Annotated in this window: 17 protein-coding genes; 9 read left to right on the plus strand and 8 right to left on the minus strand. The window is 70.1% G+C overall.

Translation table 11 applies throughout. The features are described from left to right. The first annotated feature begins 166 nt into the window (after positions 1-166). The 4 genes from OG456_RS18520 (at position 167) to OG456_RS18535 (ending at position 8,138) form a co-directional block, all read left to right on the plus strand. On the plus strand, positions 167-1,699 hold the full coding sequence (locus tag OG456_RS18520) for a cytochrome ubiquinol oxidase subunit I (RefSeq protein ID WP_266569331.1): 1,533 nt from the start codon (positions 167-169) through the stop codon (positions 1,697-1,699). Positions 1,700-1,719: 20 nt separating this feature from the next. Beyond that, positions 1,720-2,724 carry a cytochrome d ubiquinol oxidase subunit II gene (gene cydB, locus OG456_RS18525; RefSeq protein ID WP_266562382.1) on the plus strand — a complete coding sequence of 335 codons (1,005 nt, stop codon included), beginning with the start codon at positions 1,720-1,722 and terminating at the stop codon, positions 2,722-2,724. 27 nt (positions 2,725-2,751) lie between these two features. Next, positions 2,752-6,246, plus strand: a complete 3,495-nt coding sequence (gene cydD, locus OG456_RS18530) for a thiol reductant ABC exporter subunit CydD (protein WP_266562384.1) — start codon at positions 2,752-2,754, stop codon at positions 6,244-6,246. Positions 6,247-6,392: 146 nt separating this feature from the next. Beyond that, positions 6,393-8,138, plus strand: coding sequence for a GAF domain-containing sensor histidine kinase (locus OG456_RS18535; RefSeq protein WP_266562385.1), 1,746 nt, complete (start codon positions 6,393-6,395; stop codon positions 8,136-8,138). A 312-nt stretch (positions 8,139-8,450) separates the two neighbouring features. Here OG456_RS18535 and OG456_RS18540 read toward each other — a convergent pair whose 3' ends face one another. The 7 genes from OG456_RS18540 to OG456_RS18570 all read right to left on the minus strand — a co-directional run bounded on the left by OG456_RS18540 (position 8,451) and on the right by OG456_RS18570 (position 15,757). Continuing rightward, a complete protein-coding gene (locus OG456_RS18540; protein ID WP_266562387.1) occupies positions 8,451-9,371 on the minus strand; it encodes an HAD-IIB family hydrolase in 921 nt (306 codons plus the stop codon). 88 nt (positions 9,372-9,459) lie between these two features. Further along, positions 9,460-10,398, minus strand: coding sequence for an LLM class flavin-dependent oxidoreductase (locus tag OG456_RS18545; RefSeq protein ID WP_266562389.1), 939 nt, complete (start codon positions 10,396-10,398; stop codon positions 9,460-9,462). A gap of 85 nt (positions 10,399-10,483) precedes the next feature. Then, a complete protein-coding gene (locus OG456_RS18550) occupies positions 10,484-11,026 on the minus strand; it encodes an RNA 2'-phosphotransferase (protein WP_266562391.1) in 543 nt (180 codons plus the stop codon). Positions 11,027-11,141: 115 nt separating this feature from the next. Next, a complete protein-coding gene (locus OG456_RS18555; RefSeq protein WP_266562393.1) occupies positions 11,142-12,092 on the minus strand; it encodes a MerR family transcriptional regulator in 951 nt (316 codons plus the stop codon). A gap of 100 nt (positions 12,093-12,192) precedes the next feature. Next, positions 12,193-13,137: a metal-dependent hydrolase gene (locus tag OG456_RS18560; RefSeq protein ID WP_266562395.1), complete on the minus strand. Its 945-nt coding sequence runs from the start codon at positions 13,135-13,137 to the stop codon at positions 12,193-12,195. Beyond that, positions 13,134-14,915, minus strand: a complete 1,782-nt coding sequence (locus OG456_RS18565; protein ID WP_266562397.1) for an SDR family oxidoreductase — start codon at positions 14,913-14,915, stop codon at positions 13,134-13,136. Before OG456_RS18565 ends, OG456_RS18560 begins: the two co-directional genes overlap by 4 nt. After that, the gene (locus OG456_RS18570; protein WP_266562399.1) at positions 14,915-15,757 is read right to left on the minus strand and encodes a M24 family metallopeptidase; all 843 of its coding nucleotides are present in this window, start codon (positions 15,755-15,757) and stop codon (positions 14,915-14,917) included. Before OG456_RS18570 ends, OG456_RS18565 begins: the two co-directional genes overlap by 1 nt. 243 nt (positions 15,758-16,000) lie before the next feature. Between OG456_RS18570 and OG456_RS18575 the strand changes: the two genes are divergently transcribed. From OG456_RS18575 to OG456_RS18595, 5 genes are all read left to right on the plus strand, one after another. Then, positions 16,001-16,966, plus strand: coding sequence for an ABC transporter ATP-binding protein (locus OG456_RS18575; RefSeq protein WP_100597170.1), 966 nt, complete (start codon positions 16,001-16,003; stop codon positions 16,964-16,966). Beyond that, positions 16,956-17,861 carry an ABC transporter permease gene (locus OG456_RS18580; RefSeq protein ID WP_100597169.1) on the plus strand — a complete coding sequence of 302 codons (906 nt, stop codon included), beginning with the start codon at positions 16,956-16,958 and terminating at the stop codon, positions 17,859-17,861. Before OG456_RS18575 ends, OG456_RS18580 begins: the two co-directional genes overlap by 11 nt. Further along, positions 17,858-18,769: an ABC transporter ATP-binding protein gene (locus tag OG456_RS18585; protein ID WP_266562402.1), complete on the plus strand. Its 912-nt coding sequence runs from the start codon at positions 17,858-17,860 to the stop codon at positions 18,767-18,769. The genes OG456_RS18580 and OG456_RS18585 overlap by 4 nt, the downstream gene beginning before the upstream one ends. Before the next feature lie 9 nt (positions 18,770-18,778). Continuing rightward, positions 18,779-19,498: an ABC transporter permease gene (locus OG456_RS18590; protein WP_100597167.1), complete on the plus strand. Its 720-nt coding sequence runs from the start codon at positions 18,779-18,781 to the stop codon at positions 19,496-19,498. Positions 19,499-19,643: 145 nt separating this feature from the next. Beyond that, complete coding sequence (locus tag OG456_RS18595) at positions 19,644-19,868, plus strand: hypothetical protein (protein ID WP_266562405.1); 225 nt, start codon at positions 19,644-19,646, stop codon at positions 19,866-19,868. A gap of 326 nt (positions 19,869-20,194) precedes the next feature. Here the strand turns inward: OG456_RS18595 and OG456_RS18600 are convergent, their stop codons facing one another. After that, on the minus strand, positions 20,195-21,019 hold the full coding sequence (locus OG456_RS18600) for an HAD family hydrolase (protein WP_266562407.1): 825 nt from the start codon (positions 21,017-21,019) through the stop codon (positions 20,195-20,197). Positions 21,020-21,025: the final 6 nt, after the last annotated feature.

Genomic DNA, 21,025 nt, shown 5'->3' on the forward strand with positions numbered 1-21,025 from the left:
AGGGGGGACCCCCCTTCTGCTGTCCTGAGCCGGTAGTACATAATGCTTGTGAATGTGAACGCTTTCACAAGCGTGCCCTGTTGATCCAGAGAGCAGTGGGATTAAAGGGGCAAATTGCCGCTGGACCACGGCGACTTAAGGAGATGACGCAGTGGACCCGACGTTGATGGCTCTGGCGCCGGAAACTCTGGCGCGATGGCAGTTCGGCATCACGACCGTCTATCACTTCCTTTTTGTCCCCCTGACCATCTCGCTCGCCGCCCTGACGGCGATCCTCGAGACGGCCTGGGTGCGGACGGGTAAGGAGCACTACCTCCGGGCGACCAAGTTCTGGGGCAAGCTCTTCCTGATCAACATCGCCATGGGTGTCGTGACCGGCATCGTGCAGGAGTTCCAGTTCGGCATGAACTGGTCGGACTACTCGCGCTTCGTCGGCGACATCTTCGGCGCCCCGCTCGCCTTCGAGGCGCTGATCGCCTTCTTCTTCGAGTCGACCTTCATCGGTCTGTGGATCTTCGGCTGGGACAAGCTCCCGAAGAAGCTGCACTGCGCCACGATCTGGCTGGTGTCCATCGGCACGATCCTGTCGGCGTACTTCATCATGGCCGCCAACTCGTTCATGCAGCATCCGGTCGGCTATCGGATCGTGGAGCGGGACGGCACCAAGCGCGCCGAGCTGACCGACTTCGCCGCCGTGCTCTTCCAGGAGACCGTGCTCGTCAACTTCTGGCATGTGATCAGCGCGTCCATCCTGGTCGGCGGCGCGTTCATGACCGGCATAGCGATCTTCCACCTGCGCAAGAAGCAGCACATCCGCACCATGCGGATGTCGCTGCGCCTCGGCCTGGTGACGGCGATGGTCGGCACGCTCCTCACCGTCGTCAGCGCGGACACGCTCGGCAAGGTGATGTACGAGCAGCAGCCGATGAAGATGTCGGCCGCGGAGGCGCTGTGGGACACGGAGAAGCCGGCGCCGTTCTCGATCTTCGCGTACGGCGATGTCTCCAAGGGCCACAACACGGTCGCCATCGAGGTCCCCGGCGTGCTGTCCTTCCTCGCCAAGAACGACTTCAACGCCGAGATCCCCGGGATCAACGACATCAACAAGGCGGAGCAGAAGAAGTTCGGGCCCGGTGACTACCGCCCCAACATCCCCACCGCCTACTGGTCGTACCGCTGGATGATCGGCTTCGGCGGGGTGTCGATGGCCCTGTGCACGGCGGGTCTGTGGCTCACCCGCCGCAGGTTCTGGCTGGCTCCGGAGCACCGCACGGGCGAGGACGAAGTGCCGAAGCTGATGCTCACCAAGAACAAGGAGCTGATGCCGAAGCTGGGCATCTGGTGGTGGCGCCTGTCCCAGTGGACGCTGATCTTCCCGATCATCGGCATCTCCTGGGGCTGGATCTTCACCGAGACCGGGCGCCAGCCGTGGGTGGTCTACGGCGTGCTCCGGACCAGGGACGCGGTCTCCCCCGGCGTCTCGCAGGGCGAGGTGCTCACCTCCCTGATCGTGTTCGCGCTGGTCTACGCCGCGCTCGCCGTCATCGAGGTGAAGCTGATGGTCAAGTACATCAAGCAGGGGCCGCCCGAACTCACCGAGGCCGACCTCAACCCGCCCACCAAGATCGGCGGCCCGGGATCCGGAGCGGATTCCGGCGACGCTTCCGATGCCGACCGGCCCATGGCCTTCTCGTACTGAGACTGAGGAGCTGCTGAGGCATGGAACTTCACGACGTCTGGTTCGTACTCATAGCGGTCCTGTGGATCGGCTACTTCTTCCTGGAGGGATTCGACTTCGGGATCGGGGTCCTGACCAAGGTGCTCGCTCGCGGACGCACCGAGCGGCGCGTCCTCATCAACACCATCGGACCCGTCTGGGACGGTAACGAGGTGTGGCTGCTCACCGCCGGCGGTGCAACCTTCGCCGCCTTCCCGGACTGGTACGCGACGCTCTTCTCGGGCTTCTACCTGCCGCTGCTGATGATCCTGGTCTGCCTGATCGTGCGGGGTGTCGCCTTCGAGTACCGGGCGAAGCGGCCCGAGGAGAAGTGGCAGACCAACTGGGAGCACGCGATCTTCTGGACCTCGCTGATCCCGGCGGTGCTGTGGGGCGTGGCCTTCGGGAACATCGTGCGCGGCGTGAAGATCGACGCGCACAAGGAGTTCGTAGGCAGCTTCTGGGACCTGCTCAACCCGTACGCGATTCTCGGCGGTCTGGTGACGCTGACGCTGTTCACCTTTCACGGCGCGGTGTTCGCCTCGCTCAAGACGGTGGGCGACATCCGGGTGCGGGCGCGGAAGATGGCGCTGGGGTTCGGTCTGCTGGCTGCGGCCTTCGCGCTCGCCTTCCTGATCTGGACCCAGGCCGACAAGGGCGACGGCTCGTCGCTGATCGCGATGCTCGTCACGGTGGCCGCCCTCGTCGGCTCCGTCGTCGCCATCAAGGCGGGGCGCGAGGGCTGGTCGTTCGCGCTGTCCGGCATCACGATCGCGGCAGCCTTCGCGATGCTCTTCCTGACGCTGTTCCCGAACGTCATGCCGTCTTCGCTCGACCCGGCCTGGAGCCTCACGGTCACCAACGCCTCGTCGAGCCCCTACACCCTGAAGATCATGACCTGGTGCGCGGCGGTGGCGACGCCCATCGTGCTGCTCTACCAGTCGTGGACGTACTGGGTGTTCCGCAAGCGGATCGGCACGCAGCACATCGCCGACGCCGCACACTGAGCCCCTGATGACGAGGGTGTGTTTCACGTGAAACCGATCGACCAGCGTCTGCTCCGGTACGCCAGGGCCACTCGCCTCTTCCTGATCGCGGTGGTGGTCCTCGGCATGGCCGGGGCGGGCCTGGTCATCGCTCAGGCGATGCTCATCTCCGAAGTGGTGGTGGGGGCCTTCGAGCACGGGCTTGATGCCTCCGCCCTGCGCACACCGCTCTTGCTGCTTGCTCTGGTGGCGGCCGGGCGCGGTCTGGTCTCCTGGCTGACCGAGCTGGCCGCTCACCGGGCCAGCGCGGCGGTCAAGTCGGAGCTGCGCGGACGGCTCCTGGAGCGCGCCTCCCAGCTGGGCCCGGGGTGGCTCAGTGGGCAGCGGACCGGATCCCTGGTGGCGCTCGTGACGCGGGGTGTGGACGCGCTCGACGACTACTTCTCGCGCTATCTACCGCAGTTGGGCCTCGCGGTGGTGGTGCCCGTGGCGGTGCTCGCGCGCATCGTCACCGAGGACTGGGTGTCCGCGGCGATCATCGTCTGCACACTGCCCCTGATCCCCGTATTCATGATCCTCATCGGCTGGGCCACCCAGTCCCACATGGAGCGTCAGTGGCGGCTCCTGTCCCGGCTTTCGGGGCACTTCCTGGACGTGGTGGCCGGCCTTCCGACGCTGAAGGTGTTCGGCCGGGCCAAGGCGCAGGCCGAGTCGATCCGCCGGATCACCGGCGAGTACCGGCAGGCGACGATGCGGACCCTGCGCATCGCCTTCCTGTCGTCGTTCGCCCTCGAACTCCTCTCGACGCTGTCGGTCGCCCTGGTGGCCGTGACCATCGGCATGCGGCTCGTGCACGGCGACATGGACCTCTACGTGGGACTGGTCATCCTCGTCCTCGCGCCCGAGGCCTATCTGCCGCTGCGTCAGGTCGGCGCTCAGTACCACGCGGCGGCCGAGGGGCTCGCCGCCGCGGAGGAGATCTTCGCCGTCCTGGAGACCCCGGTGCCGCCGTCGGGCGCCGGCGCGGTGCCCGCGGCCACCGGTATCGCCTTCGACGGAGTGACCGTCCGCTATCCCGGCCGGTCCGCGGACGCCGTCTCGGAGGCCGACTTCGAGATCGCACCCGGGGAGACGGTGGCACTCGTCGGCCCGAGCGGCGTGGGCAAGTCGACGCTGCTGAGCGCGGCGCTCGGATTCGTCCGTCCCCAGGCCGGACGGGTTCTCGTCGGGGGCGCCGATCTGGCCGGCCTCGACCGGGAGGCGTGGCACGCGCGCGTGGCCTGGGTGCCTCAGCGGCCGCAGCTGTACGCCGGGTCGATCGCGGACAACGTGCGGCTCGCGCGACCCGACGCGTCGCCCGCGGAGGTCGAGGAGGCGTTGCGCGAGGCGGGGGCCCAGGACTTCGTCCGTGCGCTGCCCGACGGTGCGGACACCCTGCTCGGTGAGGACGGGGCGGGGCTCTCGGCCGGGCAGCGGCAACGGCTCGCCCTGGCACGGGCGTTCCTCGCCGACCGGCCGGTGGTGCTGCTGGACGAGCCGACGGCCGCGCTCGACGGCGAGACCGAGGCGGGGATCGTCGAGGCGGTCCGCAGGCTCGCTGCCGGCCGGACCGTCCTTCTGGTGGTGCACCGTCCCGCGCTGCTGGCCGTCGCCGACCGGGTGGTGCGCCTCGACGTACCGCGTTCCCCCGCGGCGGTGGAGGAGCCTGCGGTACGTCCGGTGCCGCCGGCCCAGGCGGACGAACTGCCCGTCTCTGTAGAGGAGGGTCACGAATCGGCCCGCTCCGGAGAGGGCCGGGGCAGTGTGCTCTCGCGGGTGCGAGGCGCCACACGGGCGCGGCGAGGGCGGCTTGCTCTCGCGCTGCTGCTCGGCGCGCTCGCCCTCGGTAGCGCCGTCGGGCTCATGGCGACCTCCGGATGGCTCATCTCGCGGGCCTCGCAGCAGCCGCCCGTGATGTACCTGATGGTCGCCGTCACGGCCACCCGCGCCTTCGGGATCGGGCGCGCCTGCTTCCGGTACGGCGAGCGGGTCGTGTCGCACGACGCCGTGCTGCGGATGCTCGCGGACACCCGGGTCGCCGTCTACCGGCGGCTGGAGCGGCTCGCCCCAGCGGGCCTGCGCGCGACGCGCCGAGGCGATCTCCTCTCCCGGCTCGTCTCCGATGTTGACGCCTTCCAGGACTACTGGCTGCGCTGGCTGCTGCCCGCGTCGGCCGCCGCGGTGGTCGGTGCCGCCTCCGTCGCGTTCACCGCCTGGATGCTGCCCGCCGCCGGTGCCGTGCTCGCCGTAGGCCTGCTGCTCGCGGGAATCGGCGTGCCGCTGCTCTCCGGAGCTGTCGCCCGCCGCGCCGAGCGCCGCCTGGCCCCCGCGCGCGGGACGCTCGCCACCCGCGTGGCCGAACTCCTCACCGGCACCGCCGAACTGACCGTCGCGGGAGCGCTGCCCGCGCGCACCGCACAGGCGAAGGCCGCCGACTCCGTGCTGACGCGGATCGCGTCCCGCGCCGCCACCGCCACCGCGCTGGGCGACGGTCTCACCGCGCTGATCACCGGCCTCACCGTGGCCGGTGCCGCGCTCGCCGGGGTGCAGGGAGTGCGCGAGGGCCGCCTCGACGGGGTCCAGCTCGCAGTTGTCGTCCTCACGCCGCTGGCCGCGTTCGAGGCCGTCATGGGTCTCCCGCTCGCCGTGCAGTACCGCCAGCGGGTCAAGAAGAGCGCCGAACGTGTCCACGAGGTCCTGGACGCGCCGGACCCCGTACGGGAGCCGGAATCGCCCGCGCAGGCGCCGCAGGACCCCTTCCCTCTGCTGGTGCGCGGTCTCGCCGCGCGCCACGACGGGCAGGGCCGGGACGCGCTCCACGGGGTCGATCTCACGCTGGAGCGGGGCCGCAGGGTCGCCGTCGTCGGCCCGTCGGGATCCGGAAAGACGACGCTCGCCCAGGTCCTGCTGCGGTTCCTGGACGCGGGCGAGGGCGCGTACACCCTGGCCGGGCAGGACGCGTACGGGCTCGAAGGGGATGCGGTGCGGCGGCTCGTCGGGCTGTGCGCGCAGGACGCGCACCTCTTCGACAGCTCGGTGCGCGAGAACCTGCTCCTTGCCAAGAAGGACGCCACCGACCACGAACTGCGCGAAGTCCTGGCCGCCGCGCGCCTCCTGGAGTGGGCCGATTCGCTGCCCGACGGGCTCAGCACCCTCGTCGGCGAACACGGCGCGCGGCTGTCCGGAGGCCAGCGGCAGCGGCTCGCCCTGGCCCGTGCTCTGCTCGCCGACTTCCCCGTCCTCGTGCTCGACGAGCCCGCCGAGCACCTCGACCTGCCGACGGCGGACGCGCTCACGGCGGACCTCCTGTCCGCGACCGAGGGCCGCACGACGCTGCTGATCACGCACCGGATGGTCGGCCTCGACGCCGTGGACGAGGTGATCGTCCTCGACGCGGGACAGGTCGTGCAGCGCGGCAGGTACGAGGATCTGGTGGCGGTCGACGGACCGTTGCGCGCGCTGCGGGAACGCGAACGCGAGGCGGAGCTGTTGGTGGCCGGGTAGCCACGTGTACCGGGTAGCCACGTGTACCGGGTGGCTACGCCTACCAGGTGGCCATGCGTACCGGGCGGCCTCGTGTACCGAGTGGCCCGGGCAGTGGTCCGTAACGCCGACTTTCCTCTCCAAACGGGACTAACTAGTCTCGAGGCATGTCAGCTGCACCGGTGCCCGGCGCCACCCCACCGTCCGACGGCGAGCGGGACTCCTCCGACGCGCTGGAGGCGGCGACACAGGCGACGCGCGGGCTCCAGGGACTGTCCGCCGAGCTGGCCGCGCGGGTACCGCAGTTGCTCGAAGCGATGCGCTCCGTGGGCACCGGTCTGGAACTGCACTCCACCCTCGACCGCATCTGCGAGACGGCCGCCGAGCTCGCCGACGCCCGCTACGCGGCGATCGGCGTCGTCTCCGAGGACGGCGAGGCGCTCTCGGACTTCGTCTTCCACGGAGTCGACACGGAGACGGCTGAGCTCATCGGACGGCTCCCCGACGGCCACCGTGGACTCCTCGGAGCGCTCATCCACGACCCGGGCCCGGTACGCCTCGCGAACCTGGCGGACGACCCCCGTGCCTGCGGCTTTCCGGCCCACCACCCGCCGATGCGGACCTTTCTGGGCGTCCCCATCCGCGTACAGGGGGAGATCTTCGGCAACCTCTATCTGACGGAGAAGCACGGCGGGGTCGAGTTCAACGACTACGACCTGAACATGGTCCGCGTCCTCGCCACGGAGGCCGGCATCGCCATCGGCAACGCGCGCCTGTACGAGGCCGCCAGGCAGCGCGAGCGGTGGATCGACGGGTCCGTGGCCGTGACGACCGCACTGCTGTCCGGCAGTGACGCCGAGGAAGCCCTCCAGGTCGTCGCCGAACAGGCCAGGCACCTGTCGGGCTCGGCGGCCGGCATCGTCCTCCTGCCGGCCGAGGAGGGCGGCATGGAGATCGTCGCCGTCTCGTCGGACCATCCGTCGCAGGCCCTCGGCATGATCATCCCGGCAGAGAGCGAGATCGTCGCCGAACTCCTGGGCGGCGCGACGGTGTTCGTCGACGACGCGTCCACCGACCCACGCATACTGACCGATCTCGCTCGCGACTACGGTCCCGCGATGATGCTGCCCCTCCAGAGCGACGGCCGCGTCCTCGGCACACTCGTGACGCCACGCGCGCGTGGCGCCCGGCCCTTCACCGACGCGGAGCGCACCCTCGCCACCCAGTTCGCCTCCCAGGCAGCACTCGCGCTGATGATGGCGGAGGCGCAGCGCGACCGGGAGCGGCTCGCGGTGTACGAGGACCGCGACCGGATCGCCCGCGATCTCCACGACCTCGTCATCCAGCGCCTGTTCGCCACCGGGATGATGCTGGAGAGCGCCCAGCGCAGATCCGTCGTGCCCGAGGTGCAGGTCGGTATCGGCAAGGCCGTCGACGAGCTGGACGTCACCATCCAGGAGATCCGCACGGCCATCTTCGCGCTCCAACAGGGGCCCGCCGAGGCGCCCTCGGGCCTGCGCACACGCGTCCTGCGCGAGATCAACATGGCGGCCGTGCCGCTCGGCTTCAAGCCCACGCACCACTTCGCCGGCGCCGTCGACACCGTGGTCGGCGAACTCACCGGCAAGAACCTCATCGCGGCCCTGCGAGAGGCACTGTCCAACGCGTTCCGGCACGCGGAGGCCGCCCGTATCGACGTGGTCGTCGACGCGAACGTCACGCTCCCCGACGGGCAGCGCGGCGTCCGGCTGACGGTCTCCGACGACGGCGTCGGCATCCCGGAGGACGGCCGGCGCAGCGGCCTCAAGAACCTCAAGCGACGGGCCGAGTCCCTGGGCGGCGACAGTTGGTACGGGCCGGGCATCGGCGAGGACGGGGACGGCACGACGGTGGTCTGGCAGGCGCCTCACTGAGGGCGCGACCAGGTATCGCGCCGGGCCCTGTTCGGGGGTCCGGATCTGAGCCGTACGGGCGCCCGCTTCCCCCTGGGGGTACGAGTTCAGCAGGCCGTCGCCGTAAGCCCGGGCCACGATCCGAGACATGCGCCAACGCCGTAGTCGTCCTCTTGCCGTACCGGTCCTGCTGTGCGCGCTGATCGCGTTCGCCGGGACCCGCACGCAGGCGTCCGAAGGGTCAGGCGGCGCCGAGGCGGTCGAGGGGTGGCCGAGAGGGCCGGGACCCACGTGTGGAGGACCGTTTCTTCCAGTGCTTCTGGGAGTCTGCTTCTAGGAGGCGCCCGGTGCGCTGTCCTCGGAGGGCTGACGCGCCGCCAGGATCTGTTCGATGACCGCGGCCACGCCGTCCTCGTTGTTCGGCACCGTGTGCCCCGACGCGGCGGCGAGCACGTCCGGGTGCGCGTTGCCCATCGCGAACGAGGTGCCGGCCCAGCGGAGCATCTCCATGTCGTTGGGCATGTCCCCGAAGGCGACGACCTCGGCCGCCGTGATGCCGCGCTCGGCGCAGCACAGCGCGAGGGTGCTGGCTTTGGAGACGCCGGGGCCGCTGATCTCCAGGAGCGCGCTGGGGCTGGAACGGGTGATCGCCGCGCGGTCGCCGACGGCCGCCCGGGCGAGGGCGAGGAACTCGTCGGGGGCGAGGTCGGCGTGGTAGGCGAGCAGCTTGAGCACGGGCTGGTCGGCGCAGGGCGAGCCGTCGGCGAGGAGCTTCTCGGCGGCCGCGACGCTCTCCCCCGCCTCCAGGTGCAGCGGCGGGTACGTCGGCTCGTGGTGGAGGCCACCGGTCCGCTCGACGGCGAATGCTGTGCCGGGCGCGGCGGCGCGCAGGATGCGTACGACGTCGAGGGCGATCTCGGGGGCGAGGTCCCTGACCTTCACGAACCGGTGGTGGCCGGGGCCGCCGTGCAGATCCACCACGGCCGCGCCGTTCCCGCAGATCGCCAGGCCGTGGCCGTGCACGTGGTCGCTGACGACGTCCATCCAGCGGGCCGGTCTGCCGGTCACGAAGAAGACCTCGATGCCCGCCCGCTCGGCGGCGGCGAGCGCGGCGACCGTCCGCGGCGAGACGGACTTGTCGTCGCGCAGCAGCGTGCCGTCCAGGTCCGTGGCGACGAGCCGGGGCGCGGGGGCGTTGGCGGCCGGGGTCCAGGGCCGAGGAGTCGGTGAGGTCACCGCGCCATTGTCCCGCATATGCGCGCACGGGCGTGCGGTGGGGCGCGCAGATGAGTACGGTCCTCGCGCAGGCGCCCCACCGGTTCCGCCGGGTCGGCGCGGGTCTTCAGCCGAGCTGGGCGAGGGCCTCCGTGGCGATGCTTTCGAAGACCTTCTGGTCGGCTGAGAACTCCGAGTCGGGGATGGGCCAGTGGATCACGATCTCGGTGATGCCCAGGGCGGCGTGCTTGCCGGCGAAGTCGACGAAGGCGTCCACGGACTCCAGCGGACGGCTGCGGTCCGGGGTGAAGCCGGTGAGGAGGACCTTGTCGAGTTCGGCGGCGTCCCGACCGATCTCGGCGCAGGCGTCGGCGAGCTTGGCGGCCTGTCCGCGAATGGCTTGAATCGACTCCTCGGGCGTGCCCGTCTCGAACAGCTTCGGGTCGCCCGTCGTCACCCACGCCTGCCCGTGCCGGGCGGCCAGCCTCAGTCCGCGCGGTCCCGTCGCGGCCACCGCGAAGGGCAGCCGGGGCCGCTGCACGCATCCTGGGATGTTGCGCGCCTCCTGGGCCGAGTAGAACTCACCGTCGTACGTCACCGAGTCCTCGCTCAGCAGCCGGTCGAGCAGCGGGACGAACTCGGCGAAGTGGTCGGCCCGTTCGCGCGGGGTCCACGGCTCCTCGCCGGCCTTCAGGAGCGTCGTCGCGTCGAAGCCGTTGCCGCCCGCGCCGATGCCGAGGGTGATCCGGCCGCCGGAGATGTCGTCGAGGGAGATCAGTTCCTTGGCCAGCGTGACCGGGTGCCGGAAGTTCGGCGAGGTGACGAGTGTGCCGAGGCGCATCCGCTCCGTGACGGACGCGGCGGCGGTCAGGGTCGGCACGGCGCCGAACCACGGGCCGTCGCGGAAGGTCCGCCAGGCCAGGTGGTCGTAGGTGTACGCGGTGTGGAAGCCCAGCTCTTCGGCGCGCTGCCACGCGGCTCGGCTGCCCTCGTGCCAGCGGCGGTAGGGCAGGATCACGGTGCTCAGGCGCAGGGCGGACGTGGGCTGACGGGGCTGATCGCTCATGCCCCAGAGCCTAAGCGGCGCGCGCCGGGCGTGGGCCGGGGGTGACGGCGCCGTGGGGGACCGCGTCTCGCGGGTCCGGTCGGTCTCAGCCGGGAAACCGCAGGTAGCGGGCTGGAACGGCCTCCGTGAGCCATACGCCGTTGGCGCTGACGCGGAACGTGTGGCCGTCCCGGTGCATCGCTCCAGCGTCGACGGACAGCACGACGGGGCGGCCGCGGCGGGCTCCGACACGGGTGGCGGTCTCGCGGTCGGGCGAGAGATGGACGTCGTGCCGGCTCATGGGCCGCAGCCCCTCGGCGCGGATCGCGCCCAGGGCCGCGGGGACGGTGCCGTGGTAGAGGTACGCGGGCGGGGTGGCCGGGGGCAGCCCGAGGTCGACGTCCACGGTGTGGCCCTGGCTGGCGCGGATCCGGGAGCCCTCGATCGCGAAGCGCCTCTTGTCGTTGGCGGCGACGACATGGTCGAGCTCGTCCCGTGTGATGCGGAAGCCGTGGGCGGCGGCCGCGGCGAGCAGCGTCCCGATCTTGACCCAGCCGCCCTCGTCGAGGGTCAGTCCGATCCGCTCCGGCTGGTGCCGCAGATGCTTCGAGAGGTACTTCGACACCTTGACGGTGCGTCTTTCGTCCATCCCGCCAGAGTGGCGGGCGTCTCACTCCTCGTGCACGTGATTTTTCTGTTCGCAGGTTTGATCCACAGCCAAGTCCGGTTATCCACAGGGGATTTGGCGATTCTGTGGACAACCGTCATGCCGTTGGCGGCATTTGGTCAACAGAAAGTGAATTGCGATGGTTTGAGGTAAGAGTGTCCAATGCCCTTGCTTGTACTTCCCGTTCGGTCGCCGCGGTGATGAACTCGGCGACGCTCTCGTCGCCAACCAGGCTCTGTACAGCGCGGATCGTGTCGGCGGGAAGAGCAACCGAATGGGCCTCCTCCACATGCGAGGTGACCGGGCCCTCCGCCAGGTGCCGGTGGAGGTGGCGAGTGGCGAACAGCTTCATGGCACGCGCCAGTTCGGCGTCGACCGACTGCTGCGCGAGCGGCCGTAGTCTGCGTACGAGCGAGGCCGCCTCGGCCGCTTCAGCGTCCGTCGGGGGCAACGGGCCGAGGTAGCGCGCGAAGACATGCTCGGTCGTGAACTCCAGGAAACGGGTGGCGATATGCTCGATCTGCCCCCTCAACTCCCTCAGATGAGCGGAGATCGCGGGCAACGGGACGCCGGACGCGTGCAACTCGGCGGCTACCGCCAGCTCTTGAGGACTCGGCACCAGGAACTCGTCCTTGTGCCCCGGGATCTTCTCCAGGATCCCGAGCGCCACCGCGTCGGCGATGGCCGCCTCGTCCTCGCTGCCTCCGAACCGTGCCGCGAGATCGGCGCGCGAGATCCGGTCGGCCTCCTCGTCGGTCCACGGCCCGTCCACCTCCGCGACCAGGCCGAGCACACCACCGAGCCCACGCCCCGCGTCCCACGCCTCGAGCAGCTCCTTGATCGAGGCCAGGGTGTACCCGCGGTCGAGGAGGTCGGCGATCTGCCGCAGCCGGGCCAGATGCGTGTCCCCGTACACATTGGCCCTGCCGCGCCGCTCGGGGCGGGGGAGCAGCCCGCGGTCCTGGTAGGCGCGGATGGTGCGGACCGTGGCGCCGCTGCGGTGCGCCAGGTCCTCGATCCGGTACTCGGCCACAGCCTGTTCCGTCACGCTTCACATCCTTCTGCCGTGCCTGTGGCCGCCGTGCCTGCGGGAAGGTGGCGCCGACCCGTATCCGGACGTCGACCGCGTGCGGGCCGGACGAAAGTCCCTAGGACAGAGCGGTCCGGCCGATCGCACCCGCCGCCGACCTGGCCGCGGGCGACTGCGCCAGATACTCGACGGCCTTGCGCAGTGACCCCTCCTGCGAGGGATGGTACGACCGCCGCAGATAGCGGGGTATCGCCGCACCCAGCTCCCGCCAGCTGGGCAGCAGTCCCTTGCGCACCGCCCTGTTGTGTTCCGCCGGCGAGTAGCGCATCCGTCCGGCGAGCTGCGGGTCGTGACGTATGAGATACGCCGCGCCCCAGGCCCACAGGTACAGCATCACGGGAGCGGTGACGGACATGCCCGCGAGTCGGCGGGCGTAGCGAGGCAGGCCCTCGCCGCCGCAGTGCTGGTACATGTCGAACGCGACCGCGCGGTGCTCGACCTCCTCCGCGCCGTGCCAGCGCAGCAGGTCGAGCATGACCTCGTCCGTGCCCGCCGCGTCGAGCCCTTCGGCGTGCAGCACCCAGTTCCCCAGGACCGCGGTGAACTGCTCGATCGCCGCGACGACGGAGAGGCGGAAGCGCAGCCACTCCCGGGTGGAGATCGGGGCGCCCAGCGGCGGCCGCTCGCCGAGGAGCTTCTCGAAGAGGAAGTCGACGTGCTTCGTGAAGTCCCCGGTGTCGAGCCGCTGCGCGGCCAGATGGTCGAGCACGTACGCGTGCTGCACGCTGTGCGTGGCCTCCTGGCCCATGAATCCCTTGACGTCCCCCAGAAGTTCGGGATCGTCGACGAGCGGCAGGCCTTCCTTGAAGACCTTCACGAACCACCGCTCCCCCGCCGGGAGCAGCAGGTGCAGCACGTTGATGACGTGCGTCGCTGTGGGCTCGTCCGGTATCCAGTGCAGCGGCGTCGTCTCCCAGTCGAAGGAGACGCGGCGCGGGGTGATCGCGTAGTGCCCGGTGGGCTCCGTGTGTCCGGTGTGCCCGGTGCTCTCCTCGGTGCTCACAACGGCGGCTCCAAGCGTGCGACGGCGCGCAGGGCCTTGGGCGTGAAGCGGGACATGAGGTGGGCGCCGCGGGCCTCCGGTGTGACCGGGACGACCGCCTGATTGCGCACGACGGCGGTCAGGATCGCGTCGGCGACCTTCTCCGGCGGGTAGTTGCGCAGGCCGTACAGGCGCGAGGACTTCTTCTGGCGGCGCTTCTCCTCCTCGGCGTCGACCCCGGCGAAGCGGGCTGTTGCCGTGATGTTCGTGTTCACGAGGCCGGGACAGATCGCGGAGACACCGATCCCCTGGCCTGCCAGCTCGGCGCGCAGGCACTCGCTGAGCATGAGGACTGCCGCCTTGGACGTGCTGTAGGCGGGCAGCGCCTTGGAGGGCTGGAATGCCGCGGCGGACGCCGTGTTCACGATGTGGCCGCCCTGTCCGCGCTCGGCCATCTGCTTGCCGAACAGGCGGCAGCCGTGGATGACGCCCCACAGATTGACGTCGAGGACCTTCTTCCAGTCCTCCGGCGTGGTGTCGAAGAACGACCCGGACAGGCCGATGCCCGCGTTGTTCACCAGCACGTCGACGATGCCGTACTCGGCGGCGACCTTCTCGGCGAGCTTCTCCATGGCCTGTTCGTCGGCGACGTCCACGGTCTCGGCCCATGCCTGAGGGGCGCCTATGAGCTGGGCCATCTCGGCGGTGCGGGCCGCGCTCTCCGTGTCCCGGTCGACGGCCACCACGCGCGCGCCGGCCTCGGCGAACGCGAAGGCGGTGGCCCGCCCGATGCCGCTTCCCGCGCCGGTGACCAGCACGAGCTGGCCGCCGAAGCGCTCGGCGTGCTTGCCCGTGGCCTTCGTGCGCTGAGCGGGCACGCCCGCCTCCCGCTCCTCGTTCGCCAGGACGAATTCGCTGATCCACGCGGACAGTTGATCCGGGCGGGTGCGCGGTACCCAGTGCTTGGCCGGCAGCGTGCGTCGGACCAATCCCGGTGCCCACAGCTCCAGTTCGTCATAGAGCCGCTCGGACAGGAAGATGTCGCCGAGGGGCAGGACGAGCTGCACCGGCACGTGCGCGTACGCGTCGGCGCGTGGCCTGCTCAGCCGCGCCCGTACGTTGTCCCGGTAGAGCCAGGCGCCGTGGGCGGCGTCCGAGGGCAGGGACGGCGTCGGGTAGTCGCCCGCCGGCACCTTCTCCATGCGTTCGAGGATCTTCGGCCAGCGCTTGCCGAGCGGCCCGCGCCAGGCGAGCTCGGGCAGCACGGGCGTGTGCAGCATGTACACGTACCAGGACTTGGCGCCCTGGCCGAGCAGCTGGCCCACCCTGCGGGGCGTCGGCCGCGCCATGCGCTTCTTGATCCAGTGCCCGAAGTGGTCGAGCGACGGGCCCGACATCGAGGTGAAGGACGCGATCCTGCCCTCGGTACGCCGGACCGTGGCGAACTCCCAGGACTGCACCGAGCCCCAGTCGTGGCCGACCAGATGGACCGGCTCGTCCGGGCTGACCGCGTCGGCGACCGCGAGGAAGTCGTCCGTCAGCTTCTCCAGCGTGAACCCGCCGCGCAGCGGCGTCGGCGCCGTCGACCTGCCGTGGCCCCGCACGTCGTACAGGACCACATGGAAGCGGTCGGCGAGCCGCTCGGCGACCTGCGACCACACCTCCTTGGAGTCCGGGTAGCCGTGCACGAGCACCACCGTGGGCCGGGTCGGGTCGCCCAGCTCGGCCACGCACAGCTCGATACCGCCCGTGCTCACCCAGCGCTCCCGCGCTCCGGCCAGCCCCTTGAGTTCCGCCATCAGATGCCCTCCGCCCAGCGCCGCACATGCGGCAGATCGTCGTCCAGCCAGAACGCGCTCTGCTCGGGGTCCTTGGAGTCGGTGACGACCAGGATCTCCTCGAACTTCGCGCCCGTACCCCGGAAGCCGAGGTGCGGCTCCACCGCCCACAGGCCCGGCTGCGGCGGATGGTCGGAGAACTTGTACGGCGACCACAGGGGGGACCAGCCGTCCCGGTGCCCATGGACCGCGTCGCTCGCGAGCCCCTTCAGGGACTGCGTGCCGAAGCCGAACAGCGTCGGGGAGATCCGGCGCTCCTTGACCCGGTCCACCTTGTGCGCGATCACCCCGAACGGGTACGCGCGATGCCGGTTCGCATAGCCCTGGCGGACCATGAGACGGTCCACGTCCTCGTAGATCTCCCGCAGGGAACGGCGCTCACGGACCTCGCGCACGATCAGCTCGCGATGTGCCTCCAGGTCGGCGAGCAGCTTGTCCTGCACGGGATTGGGGCCGAGCGAGCCCGAGTAGCCGATGTCCGCCGTACAGCCCTTGTAGACCGGGGCCATGTCGAGGATGAACGGCATCCCCGCCTCCAGCTTCCGGTTCGTCGGGAAGAACTGGAGCGGGATCCGGAAGCCGGCGAACGCCGTGCGGTCGCCGAACCAGGCGAACGGCAGATGGAACCAGTCGCGCACCCCGCGCTCCCGCAGCCACTCCCGCTGCATCCGGGCGGCCTCGCGCTCCGTCACGCCGGGCTTGAGCTGCGCCGCGACCGCCTCCGCGCACTCGTACGCGAGGGACTGGACTTCTCTGAACCCCCGCAGCTCCGCGGAGAGTTCACGTACCACTGCTGGGGTCATGCCACCGTCCGTCCGTGTCCGGGCCGTCGCCGTACGCGCTCGTAACTTGACACTGATGAATGTGACAATGGTTGGCGGCTGCGTCAAGGGGTGTGCACGGGCGCCGGGGGAAAACTCCGGGAGCTCACGGAGGGCGACTCAGGGAGGAACCCCTAGGGACCCGTAGTACTCGAGTCTGAGACGGGGACAAGCCCCTGGTCTGACGATCCGTGTGGTCTGCGCCACTACCTTCGAGGTGTGACTGTGATCGCGACCGAAAGCCTGAGCAAGCGGTTCCCCCGGGTGACCGCGCTTGACCGGCTCTCCATGGACATCGGGCCCGGTGTGACGGGACTCGTCGGAGCCAATGGAGCCGGCAAGTCCACACTGATCAAGATCCTTCTGGGTCTGTCCCCCGCCACGGAGGGCCGCGCCGCCGTGCTCGGCCTCGACGTGGCCACCGAAGGCGCCGCCATCCGCGAACGCGTCGGCTACATGCCGGAACACGACTGCCTACCGCCCGACGTCTCGGCCACCGAGTTCGTCGTCCACATGGCGCGCATGTCGGGCCTGCCGCCCACCGCGGCCCGCGAGCGCACCGCCGACACCCTCCGCCATGTCGGCCTCTACGAAGAGCGCTACCGCCCCATCGGCGGCTACTCGACGGGCATGAAGCAGCGCGTGAAGCTCGCGCAGGCTCTTGTCCACGACCCGCAGCTCGTCTTCCTCGACGAACCGACGAACGGTCTCGACCCGGTCGGCCGTGACGACATGCTCGACCTGATCCGTCGCGTCCACACCGACTTCGGCATCTCGGTCCTCGTCACCTCGCACCTCCTGGGCGAGCTCGAGCGCACCTGTGACCACGTCGTCGTGGTCGACGGCGGAAAGCTCCTGCGCTCCAGTTCCACCACGGACTTCACCCAGACCACGACGACGCTGGCGATCGAGGTCACCGACTCCGACGAACACCCGGACGGCACGCGCGCGTTGCGTGAGGCCTTCGCCCTGCGCGGCATCGAGACCGCGACCGGCGGAGAGCTGCCCGGCGCCGGACACACGGTGCTGATCACCACCCAGAGCGACGACACCTACGACCTCGTGCGCGACATCGTCGCCGAGCTCGGCCTCGGGCTGATCCGGATGGAACAGCGCAGGCACCACATCGCGGAAGTCTTCCGCTCAGAGACGGACAACGAGCGGAAGGAGGCGGTCACCCATGGCGGTTGAGCAGTCCCTCACCCCCGCCGGTGAGCAGACCCGCATCCACAACATCGGCTACCGCCACTACGACGGCCCGCGCCTCGGCCGCGCCTACGCCCGCCGCTCGCTCTTCTCCCAGAGCCTGCGCGGCGCCTACGGCCTCGGGCGGTCGGCCAAGTCCAAAGTGCTGCCGATGCTGCTCTTCGTCGTGATGTGCGTCCCCGCGCTGATCATGGTCGCGGTGGCCGTCACCACCAAGATGAAGGACCTGCCGGTCGACTACACGCGCTACGCGATCCTCCTGCAGGCCGTCATCGGTCTCTATCTCGCCTCCCAGGCACCTCAGTCCGTCTCGCGCGACCTGCGCTTCAAGACGGTCCCCCTGTACTTCTCACGCCCCATCGAGCGCGGGGACTACGTCCTGGCGAAATTCGCGGCCATGACCTCCGCCCTCTTCGCCCTCACCGCGGCCCCGCTGATCGTGCTCTACGTTGGCGCGCTGCTCGCCAAGCTCGACTTCGCCGAACAGACCAAGGGATTCGCCCAGGGACTGGTCTCCGTGGCTCTGCTCTCGCTGCTCTTCGCCGGCATCGGCCTCGTCGTCTCGGCGGTCACCCCCCGCCGCGGCTTCGGCATCGCCGCCGTCATCGCCGTCATGACCATCTCCTACGGAGCGGTCTCCACCGTCCAGGCCATCGCCGACTCGCAGGACAACGGCGGCGCGATCACGTGGCTCGGCCTCTTCTCGCCGGTCACCCTCATCGACGGCGTGCAGACCGCCTTCCTCGGTGCCACCTCCGCCTTCCCCGGCGGACACGGCCCCTCGACCGGCCAGGGCGTCGTCTATCTGCTCGTCGTGCTCGGACTCATCGCGGGCTGCTACGGCCTCCTGATGCGCCGCTACCGGAAGGTCGGACTGTGACCACGATCAACATCGACCACGTATCGCGCTGGTTCGGCAACGTGGTGGCGGTCAACGACATCACGATGACGATCTCCCCCGGCGTCACCGGCCTCCTCGGCCCGAACGGCGCGGGAAAATCCACCCTCATCAACATGATGGGCGGCTTCCTCGCCCCGTCGAACGGAACGGTCACCCTCGACGGGGAGCCGATCTGGCGCAACGAGCAGGTCTACCGCCACATCGGCATCGTCCCCGAGCGCGAGGCGATGTACGACTTCCTCACCGGCCGCGAATTCGTCGTCGCCAACGCCGAGTTGCAGGGACTCGGCACGCACGAGGCGCAGAAGGCGCTCGCCACGGTCGAGATGGAGTACGCGCAGGACCGCAAGATCTCGACGTACTCCAAGGGCATGCGGCAGCGCGTGAAGATGGCGTCCGCCCTTGTCCACGAGCCGTCCGTGCTGCTGCTCGACGAGCCGTTCAACGGCATGGACCCGCGCCAGCGCATGCAGCTCATGGACCTCCTGCGCCGCATGGGCGCCGAGGGCCGCACAGTCCTCTTCTCGTCCCACATCCTCGAAGAGGTCGAGCAGCTCGCCTCCCACATCGAGGTGATCGTCGCCGGGCGCCACGCGGCCGGCGGTGACTTCCGCAAGATCCGCCGCCTGATGACCGACCGTCCGCACCGCTACCTCATCCGCTCCAGCGACGACCGCGCCCTCGCGGCCGTGCTGATCGCGGACCCGTCCACCGCGGGCATCGAAGTCGACCTCAAGGAGGGCGCGTTGCGCGTCCAGGCCGTCGACTTCGGCCGGTTCACCACCCTGCTGCCCCAGGTCGCCAAGGCCCACGGCATCAGACTGCTCACGGTCTCGCCGTCCGACGAGTCCCTCGAGTCCGTGTTCTCGTATCTGGTCGCGGCGTAGGAGGCCCTGATGTACGACCCCACTGTCGCCCGGCTCACCTACCGAGCCCTGCTCGGCCGCCGCCGGGCCCTCATCCTGTGTGCCCTGCCCGTCCTGCTCATCGCCATCTCCGCGCTCGTGCGCGGCCTCACCGGAGCGGACGACCAGATCGCCGCCGACGTCCTGGGCGGGTTCGCGCTCGCCACGATGGTGCCGATCATCGGCGTCATCGCGGGTACGGGCGCGATCGGCCCCGAGATCGACGACGGCTCCGTCGTCTACCTCCTCGCGAAGCCGATCAAGCGCCCGACGATCATCTTCACCAAGCTGATCGTCGCCATCGCCGTGACGATGGTGTTCTCCGCGGTCCCCACGCTCATCGCGGGCCTGATCCTGAACGGGAACGGGCAGCAGATCGCCGTCGCCTACACGATCGCGGCCCTCGTCGCCTCCATCGCGTACGCCGCGCTCTTCCTGCTCCTCGGCACGATCACGCGCCACGCGGTGGTCTTCGGCCTCGTCTACGCCCTGGTCTGGGAGGCGCTCTTCGGGTCGCTCGTGGCCGGTGCGCGCACCCTCAGCGTGCAGCAGTGGTCCCTCGCCGTGGCCCACAAGGTGGCGGGCGGCGACCTGATCACCTCGGACGTCGGCCTGCCCCTCGCCACCGTCCTGCTCGCAGGGGTCACGGTGCTCGCCACCTGGTACGCGGGCCAGAAGCTGCGCACGCTGAAGCTCGCCGGCGAGGAGTGACGGCTCTTGACAGCGGCTTCACCCTCCCATCAGGACACTGGTCGGGAGGGTGACCTGTTTTCCAGGAGAGCGATCTTCCAGGAGAGCGATCTTCCAGGAGAGCGAATCGTTCCCAGGAAGCGGGCCCGTTCCAGGAGGAGTGGAGATGGCGGCGGATCCGGAGCACGAGCGGGACGAGACGTGGGAGGACGTGACCTTCGACGAGGACTTCATACGGTCCGCCGAGACCACGGAGCCGTCCGCGCGGGCCCGCATGCTCGCCGCCCGCTGGCGGAACGAGTCCCCCGAGCCGCAGCTGTGGCGCTCGGACAAGCCCCCCGCGGGCTGGTTCTTCAGCCGCGCCCGACGCCGCAAGTGGCGCAGACGCTAGCCGCGTGCCGGTTCCGGTTTTATTCGGTGGCACCCAACTCCCAGTACGGGCACAGTAGTTCTGTAACCGCGCCGCCCACGGCGCCCGCCTGCTGGGAGAGGAGCGAGACGATGTCGGTCAAGATTCCGTCGAGCTCCCGGCAGGGCAGCCCACGGCAGGCTCCGGAGTAGTCACTCACTCCGTACGAGCCGGCTCACGGGGAGGCTGCCCGGGGCGGCCGCTTCGAGCGCGCACCTTCCGGGTGCGCGGGCCGCCCACCCAGACTTTTCGATGCCGGGCCCCTCAGGGGAACGGCAGCCGCAGACGGCCGCCCCGACGGCAGGCCGTCAGCCCAGCAGACGTTCCAGGACCATCGCGATGCCGTCATCCGCGTTCGACGTCGTGACCTCGTCCGCGACGGCCTTGAGCTCCGCGTGGGCGTTGGCCATCGCCACGCCGTGCGCCGCCCAGCCGAACATCGGGATGTCGTTGGGCATGTCGCCGAAAGCGATCGTGTCGGCCGCCTTCGCGCCCAGCCGGCGCGCGGCGAGCGAGAGACCGGTCGCCTTGGACAGACCGAGAGGCAGCAGCTCGACGATGCCCTCGCCGGCCATCGTGACGCCCACCAGATCACCGGCCACGGCCAGCGCCACGGCGGCCAGCTCGTCGTCGGTCATGCCGGGGTGCTGCACGTACACCTTGTTCAGCGGTGCTTTCCAGAGCTCGGTGGCATCCGTGAACGGGATGACCGGCAGTGGGCCTTCCTGCACCTGGTAGCCGGGCCCCACGATGACCTCGCCCTCGAGGCCGTCACGGCTCGCGGCCAGGGCCAGCGGCCCGGTCTCCGCCTCGATCTTGGAGAGCGCGAGACCGGCCAGCTGCCGGTCGAGCGTCACCGACGTCAGCAGCCGGTGCTCGCCGGCGTGATAGACCTGCGCGCCCTGCCCGCACACCGCGAGGCCCTCGTAGCCGAGGTCGTCGAGAATGTGCCGGGTCCAGGGCACGGCCCGCCCGGTCACGATGATGTGGGCGGCGCCCGCCGCGGTGACCGCGGTGAGCGCCTCACGCGTCCGCTCGGAGACCGTGTCGTCGGGCCGCAGGAGCGTCCCGTCGAGATCGGTCGCGACGAGTTTGTACGGGAACGGGTGATCGAGCGGAGCAGGGCGGCTCACTTGTTG

Source organism: Streptomyces sp. NBC_01446, from assembly GCF_026340095.1.
GTDB classification, from domain to species: Bacteria; Actinomycetota; Actinomycetes; order Streptomycetales; family Streptomycetaceae; genus Streptomyces; species Streptomyces aureus.